The sequence below is a fragment of the Acinetobacter sp. YH12208 genome (assembly GCF_013418055.1).
GTDB lineage: Bacteria > Pseudomonadota > Gammaproteobacteria > Pseudomonadales > Moraxellaceae > Acinetobacter > Acinetobacter pseudolwoffii.
On the sequence record NZ_VPCT01000032.1, the window covers coordinates 1 to 7286 of the forward strand.

The window sequence follows — 7286 nt, forward strand, 5'->3', positions numbered from 1 at the left end:
AGTGCGCTCTTCGAGGAAAACATTACTATACATATAGCACCTTGAATGCATATTCAAGTGCGCTTATGTTAGGGATGGTTTCCCAGGATGATGGTATTGGATTAATGAGCGTTACTGAAACACTAGACAGCAAAATTAAAGCCCAGGAAGAAAAGCTGAAACAGCTCAAAGCTCAAAGACAGGCAGCACTAGCAAGAGAACGAGCCAAAGAGAAAGAACAGGCTCGAAAGGATGATACTAGACGCAAAATTTTAATTGGATCCTGTATGTTAAAAATCACTGAAGATGATGAACAAGCCAGAGCTAAACTAATTGCTCAGATGGATAAGTATTTAACGGATGAGCGTGACCGAAAGCTTTTTAATCTATAAATTTTGAGAGATGAGTAGTGGAAGATTCAACACTTAATGAGTTAATACGTAATACAGAATTATTCTTTGAACATCACTGGAATGTAGATCTATTAGGAAAGCCTCCTGAATGGTCACCAGTACATTTTAATTTTGGAAAAATTCCTAATTACGATAAACAAGGTGTATATGCGTTTATCAAAGGAGATTTAGTGACTTATATCGGTGTTGGGACTTCTAGAGGGGCTGGCCGTTATCGTGGTAATGGCTTAAGCGCCAGGGTAATGAAATATTGCCGATGGAATGAAGATAAAACTGAATATATTGCGATAGATCCAAGACTGAAAGATGCTGGATCCATCATTACAATAGGCTTTGAACGTGATACGGCTTATTTAGCAAATGCCTTAGAAGTTTTTCTTATCTCTAAAATCCAACCTGTCCACAATGTGGTTAAAGTTGGTATGTAATTTCGCATAAGAGATTTTATGTTAAATCTATGATCAAAAGGCCCATGAATAGGGCCTTTCGTATAACGTGTATTATGTTATTTTTAGGAAGTCTTTAGAGTTGGCCTTCAAGTAACTGACCTATTTCTAACCTGGTATAGCCACGTTCTTTAAAGATCAAAATAATTGCTTTTTTATAATCTTCAGAAGTAGAAGTCTTATATTTAGTTATCAGTTGATTCTCGGAATTCAGCTCAAGATCATTTTTGATGGTCAATACTTCGCTAGAGATCTTATTAAAGATATTTAGGTTAAACATACAGGCACTCGTCATCCGTATTATAGCGGCCCGACTATAACTAATACCTGTCTTAGCTACGCTAGACACCCTTAGCCGAAAGGATTACAAATTAAGAAAAATTCCGCAAGTTTTTGTCTATTGAAAGAATAAATAATCTCCCAACTTTTATTTATTTAACATAATGGCGGTTACGCGAAACGAGAATGTAAGCCCCAAATAGAAATGTCCGGTTTCTCCAAAATAAAAATGTCCGCTTTTAGAATATGCGCTTTTGCGATTTCCTTAGCGGACGGTTTGATATGTTGGTGTCTATGTCGGATAAAGAACTTATAGGACATTTCTATTTGGTTATTAGGTAGGACATTTCTACTTGGGAATAACAGAGAACCTATAGCTCTCGTTTTTTTATTCTAAAACTGCTAAAATTCTTATACGCCATTGACGTACTTAAACCTATGCTATTCATTGAAACTAGTATTTTTACCAAGCAAATCAAAGAGCTTGTAAGTGATGAAGAGTATCGTCAACTCCAGCAAGATCTCTTGGTACAGCCTGATAAAGGTGACTTAATCAAGAATGGCGGTGGCATTCGTAAAGTACGCTGTGCTCAAGGTAATAAAGGTAAAAGTGGCGGTATCCGTGTGATCTATTACTGGGTCACAGAAGATGATCAGATATTTTTCCTGGTGGCTTATCCAAAGTCTATGAAAGATAACCTGACAGACAAAGAGACCTCTATTTTGCGTCAATTAGTGAAGGAGCAATTTCATGGATAACAACTTATTTGATGACCTGGTTGCTTCAATCAAAGAAGCTGGTGCCATCAAACGCAATGAAATGAAAGCAAGCCGGGTAACTGAGCTTGAATTGCCGGATATTAAGGAAGTACGTGAGAAGACAGGCTTAACCCAAGCTGAATTTGCTGCACGTTTGCATATCAGTGCCAGAACCCTACAAAACTGGGAACAAGGCCGTCGTTATCCGACTGGTCCTGCAGCGACTTTAATTCGCATTCTGGATGCCCATCCAACTCTGATTTAAAAGTTTAGATAATAAAAAACCCCGGCATCCTGCCAGGGTTTTTTATTGGAACTTTAGGTCTGTGCAGGCTTAGTGCTTGTGGTATCTGGCCCCATCCTGGTGCTCATTCTTTGTAATTCTAAGGAACGTCCTGTTCCTGACCACTTAATCATATGAAAATTCCACTATTACGAATAGCAGCAAAGCACCGGAATTTATGTAAGCTAAAGCTTACAAATGGTTTAAATTTTATCCCCAGAAATTGGGGATAATTTTCGCCCTGGGCATCTGATGGAATCAGGAAAAACCGCAAAATTGGTTACTTTTTAAACAAAATTATTGGCAAGAAGTATCAAAATCGCTCATAAAAAAGCCGACTTGTTTCCAAGTCAGCTTTTCGACATCGTCGAGCATTATCACTATAACACAAGTATTTGATTTTTATGTGTTTAAAATATGCATTTCGTATAACGCCCATTATGTTAAATAGAGGGAAAATCTATTTTTAAAGTGATAAAATTATTGTAGTTATTTTAAGAATAGCTGCTTTTGATACTTGATCATCTATCCTAATTAAAAACTGTTTTTTAATAATTTGGAATATAAATAAGATTTAGTTAAAATTAACATTATTCATATAAATTAACATTATGTATTACATTTACTAATAATTTAAAATAATTAGTAGAAAAAAATTATGTTTTAATTATTTCTTTGATTATATAAGTTGAGAGTAAAAAATGATTAATACGGAATTTTCAAAGTGTATTTCTGCATGTACAAACTGTTCACTTATTTGTACTGAATGTGCAACTTCTTGTTTAAAAGAAAAAGATTTAGAGATGATGCGTGAATGTATTCAACGTTGTCTAGAATGTGCAGATATTTGTCAGTTATGTGTGCGTATGCAACAACATAACTCACCTTTCCTCAAAGAGATTTGTGAGCTTTGTGCTAAGATCTGTGAATATTGTGCGGAAGAGTGTGAAAAACATTCACATGATCATTGTAAAAAATGTGCTGAGGCTTGCCGTCAGTGTGCAGAAGAATGTCGAAAAATTGCCATGTAAAATACTTCAATAATGTTAATTATATGGCTCTAGACTAACATAATCATTCTGCTAGTCTTAGAGCCTTTCCTAAAATTAACATAATACACCTTATACGAAATCATTAATAAAACCTTAATATAATCAATGTATTATTCTGTACAAAAAAGCCTAAGAGACCACTCTTAGGCTTTTTCAGTGATTTTTCGTGTTCCACGCTCAATAACTAAGCAATGTTCCACAAGTTTATTCAGTTTTAATAAACCTCATCCGGTTTTTTGATGAGTCATTATTTCATGTGCTTGCACTGAAATTGGCTCATCAAAAAATTGGAGTCCTGGCTAACCATAAGGAAGGAAGAAACGGCTCAGGAAGCCCCTCTTTTTAGGCTCAGGCTCAACGTGTTCAGGGACAGGGATACGTTTATTGTCTTTCTGAGGAGTAGTCAATCCGTCATAGTTTGACTCAGTCTGTGGCCGAGGATCTGTTGCTATATTCGAATTAGTAGATTCATTTAGTTGATTAATATTTTCTTGTTTTGGCTGTTCTAAGGTGCCCTTAAACTCAATTCTATGAGTAAGATCTTCAATATGTTGCATCAAAGACTTTTCTCTTTGATTTGCTAACTCTAACTGATTTTTGAGTAAAGAAATTTGATCTTTTAATACATTTTCAACTTCAGATTGAACGTGTACTTGTACATCCTTTTGAACTTGTTCAGTACGTGCACTGGACTGAACACCGACTGGATTGCCATAAACTCTGATAAGTTCAGACAAGTCTATAAGTCCATCATGATCTCTTGATAATTCACCACTTTTTAAAGCCTCGTATATTGTTGTACGTGATTTTTTAAAGGCTTTACTTGCGTCCATAACGCTAAATTTTGTTGTGTTCAATGGAATCCCTCAGTGCGTGTACAAGGATGTTTATGTGAACATCCAATCTGAACATGAAGTTTATTTTGTATTAAAGCCTACTTTTTTTAGATATGGGAGTAGTTCTTCAAATTTTTGTGGATCTCGTAGCATTTCAGAAATTCGAACTGCAAATTGTGAGTAGCTTTCAGTACCTTGAGAATATTTATTCATCTCTGGAAGCTCAGACAGTTTACTGGCAAAAAGATGACGCTGTGCATCGGTAAATTTTGAGAAAATCTCAAGAGCAGTTTGCTCTTTGTTATGAGCTATAACGACTTTTTTCAGTTTAAAGTTGAATGAAAAACCAGAAATATTACGTCCCTTTTTATGTTGCTGACATTGGACGTTAATATCCGTGTGTTCATTAATTTGGGCAATAGCTAGATTTAATACTCGATCTTTGAAATTTCCCATTCTTGTATATTCATCATCAAGAACGCCTATTTTTTGTCTGAACTCTGCTAGTTCGATAATTGGAGTTTGACCCGTACTACGCCAAGCAATTAATAATTCATACAACCGCACAGCATAAGCACTGCTGAGATTACTAATCTGTTGTAACTCATATTTAGTGAATTGTTCTTCTAAACGTGTAATAAGTGGCACGATTGCAGGGGCAAATATTAACTTTACTGTAGCCTCATCATCGATATATCTAATCTCGCTCACCCAGCGACTTAAAACATTCTCTACATTTCCTCTTTTATTAATTTCTTGATAGCTAAATTGACGTACAAATAGATCCTTACAAGCATCTTTTAACGCTTGGTAAGCTGTTTGTCTTGCAACATTAAATTGATTTACATAACTCTCAGCATGCACTTCTAAGGGGTCATTTGCATTGATTCCTCGACCACTATCTCTTGCTTCGACGATAGCTAATAAGATCAAACGTTGTTCTACTAAGTCTAAGTTATAACTCGCATTAATTAAGGCATTATCTTTAACTACTAAGTCCCGCATTTTATTTGTCTACATTATTACTTATGAATATAAATCTATAATAATAAATATGTAGATTAATGCAAGGTAAACGTAGTTAAATCTACAAAAAAAATAATGTAGATTATTGGTAGGTAAACGTAGTCATATTGGTAGGTAAACGTAGTCATATTGGTAGGTAAACGTAGTCATATTGGTAGGTAAACGTAGTCATATAAGATCTAGAAGCCTTTATTTACAAAGTCTTGAGCATGTCTAAAAGCATTTAAAAGCTTAAAAATAATTAAAAGCCCAGGGAATGAAAAATTGCCCTTGGTTTTCGCTTCGCTCAAACTCTATTGAATCTCGCTTTCGCTCGATTCGTCGGGGCACTTTTTGGTTCATGTTTTCGTGACTTTTAGAAAAAGCAAAAGCAACTCGGAATTCGCTTCGCTCATAAGCTTTTTTTTCTCGCTACGCTCGGTTTAGGGATCAAAATTGGAAAGTTCGCACCCATTCGGGATGCTCTGTAAAGCAGGTGATTGATGGATAGGGAGCTTGTAATCAGGGAAAGGGATGGGCAAATTTTCTCAGTTCGCTCGTAGACACTCGCTCTGTTTAGCGACTCATGCCACGAGATTTCATTCTAGGCGCATGTTGCTGTGCTTTGAGTTGTTGTTCTTGTCTGAGTTTCAGCTGTTGTTCTGCTTTGATCTCATTCACACATTTTTTAATGACTTGATAGGTTGAGTATAGAGTCTGGTATTGCTTGGCTTTGGCCGGATGTTGTTGTTGGTACTGCTTCCAGGCATGTTCTTTGAACTTTTCATTTTCCAATAAATCCTTCATACCATGTTTTTTCTGGTGTTCATGCTGACCTTTTAGCTTTTTGTGTTCCTGATAAACCTCGTCACGTTGGGCTTCCCAGGCTTTTTTTCCAAACAGTAAGGGTTTGTTCTGGGTTAATTCATTGTGTTGATCGACCAGACTTTGCAACTTGTCATGACTTTGTTTGAGTCTGTTTTTCACGATGTCTTGGGCGAGCTGCTGACTAAACTCATTTTTATGCTTTTGCATCTTGCCCAAGGTGTTTTCTGCCTTTTTAAAAACATCCTGCATAAATTCTAGGTCTAGATTCGCGTCTTTTGCGCTGATTTCGCGATTTAGCACTTTGCCAAGGGTTTCCCTCTGTTTTTCTTCAAACAGGGCTTTTTCGTCAATTGGTGGCGTTTTAGCACTATTTTTGATTTGGATCTGCTGTTCAGTTTTTAGTGTATTGAGTTTGATCTCATTTTCAGCAATCAGCAGATCCATATTTTTGCCGTATTGCAACTGAGCCTGATTTCTCTGTTTGATTTCGTCATTGCTTCGGCTGATTTCGGTCTCAATCCCTTTTCGGCGCAGTTCGGTGACTTTCGGCCCTTCGTGCAGCGTGGCTTCTAAACCATTCTCCTGGTCTTTGTAGCTGCGGTGGTCGACTCGGGCAGTGTATCCAGCCAGATCCAGGTGCATATTGCAGATATCGGCAAAGTGTTCGCGCCAGTGTTCGATTTCTCCACTGTGTTTCTGATCCAGTTCCCGGGTTTTCTCGGTGAAGCCTTCCGGAGTAAGTTTGCGTGTGCTCATCAGGATATGCGCGTGATAATTGCGTTCATCACTACCAGATCCAGTATGCGGTGCATGAATACAGGCATCGACGGCCACCTGATGTCTGTCCACGATACTGGCGCATAGCTCTTTGAGCATGGCCAGGCGTTGTTCCTGATTTAATTCACTTGGAAAAGCGATTTCAAATTCTCGGGCAACTGTCGAGTTTTTTCGGGTTTCCCGTTGTTCAACTTCGTTCCAGAGTCTTTCCCGGTTTTTTAAATGTTCTGGTGCGCCTTCGGGTAAATAAATTTCTTTATATTCCACACCTGTTTTTCGGCTGTAATCATGTTCTCGGCCCTCACGTTCACAATAGATCTTTTCACCTGCCCGATAGGCAATCGCAGCAGTAGCGGAACGCCCTGCTGATCGTGCTACGGTTTTGACTGAAAAGTGGTAAATCGCCATGCCTATTTTTCGCTTTTAAATTTTCACGTAGTGAAATACAACCGTGGATACGGTTGTCGGGGTATTGGGGAGACCCCAATCGGACTTGCAAACGAAGTTTGCATAAGTGCGCTCTTCGAGGAAAACATTACTATACATATAGCACCTTGAATGCATATTCAAGTGCGCTTATGTTAGGGATGGTTTCCCAGGATGATGGTATTGGATTAATGAGCGTTACT

9 protein-coding genes are annotated in these 7286 nt (G+C 37.6%); 5 read left to right on the forward strand and 4 right to left on the reverse strand.

Going from position 1 to position 7286, the window contains the following annotated elements; translation table 11 throughout:
* The first annotated feature begins 104 nt into the window (after window positions 1-104).
* Window positions 105-371 carry a mobilization protein gene (locus FTU95_RS14405; protein ID WP_088749624.1) on the forward strand — a complete coding sequence of 89 codons (267 nt, stop codon included), beginning with the start codon at window positions 105-107 and terminating at the stop codon, window positions 369-371.
* Window positions 372-388: 17 nt separating this feature from the next.
* Complete coding sequence (locus FTU95_RS14410) at window positions 389-820, forward strand: hypothetical protein (protein WP_004986359.1); 432 nt, start codon at window positions 389-391, stop codon at window positions 818-820.
* A gap of 94 nt (window positions 821-914) precedes the next feature.
* On the opposite strand, the gene FTU95_RS15085 is transcribed toward FTU95_RS14410, so the two are convergent.
* Entirely contained in the window at window positions 915-1118 is a 204-nt protein-coding gene (locus tag FTU95_RS15085) for a hypothetical protein (RefSeq protein ID WP_004896916.1), read from the reverse strand.
* A 437-nt stretch (window positions 1119-1555) separates the two neighbouring features.
* Here FTU95_RS15085 and FTU95_RS14415 point away from each other — a divergent pair, with 437 nt between their 5' ends.
* The 3 genes from FTU95_RS14415 to FTU95_RS14425 all read left to right on the forward strand — a co-directional run bounded on the left by FTU95_RS14415 (window position 1556) and on the right by FTU95_RS14425 (window position 3190).
* Window positions 1556-1876 carry a type II toxin-antitoxin system RelE/ParE family toxin gene (locus FTU95_RS14415; protein ID WP_004896915.1) on the forward strand — a complete coding sequence of 107 codons (321 nt, stop codon included), beginning with the start codon at window positions 1556-1558 and terminating at the stop codon, window positions 1874-1876.
* Window positions 1869-2141 (forward strand): NadS family protein, encoded by a 273-nt coding sequence (gene nadS, locus FTU95_RS14420; protein ID WP_004896911.1) that lies wholly within the window; start codon window positions 1869-1871, stop codon window positions 2139-2141. Before FTU95_RS14415 ends, nadS begins: the two co-directional genes overlap by 8 nt.
* Before the next feature lie 719 nt (window positions 2142-2860).
* On the forward strand, window positions 2861-3190 hold the full coding sequence (locus FTU95_RS14425) for a four-helix bundle copper-binding protein (RefSeq protein WP_016658833.1): 330 nt from the start codon (window positions 2861-2863) through the stop codon (window positions 3188-3190).
* Between the two features lie 320 nt (window positions 3191-3510).
* On the opposite strand, the gene FTU95_RS14430 is transcribed toward FTU95_RS14425, so the two are convergent.
* From FTU95_RS14430 to mobQ, 3 genes are all read right to left on the reverse strand, one after another.
* Complete coding sequence (locus FTU95_RS14430; protein WP_227656918.1) at window positions 3511-4068, reverse strand: plasmid replication DNA-binding protein; 558 nt, start codon at window positions 4066-4068, stop codon at window positions 3511-3513.
* A 60-nt stretch (window positions 4069-4128) separates the two neighbouring features.
* The gene (gene repM / locus FTU95_RS14435) at window positions 4129-5052 is read right to left on the reverse strand and encodes a replication initiation protein RepM (protein ID WP_005021644.1); all 924 of its coding nucleotides are present in this window, start codon (window positions 5050-5052) and stop codon (window positions 4129-4131) included.
* A gap of 576 nt (window positions 5053-5628) precedes the next feature.
* Entirely contained in the window at window positions 5629-7065 is a 1437-nt protein-coding gene (gene mobQ / locus FTU95_RS14440; RefSeq protein WP_059264791.1) for a MobQ family relaxase, read from the reverse strand.
* Window positions 7066-7286 lie beyond the last annotated feature (221 nt).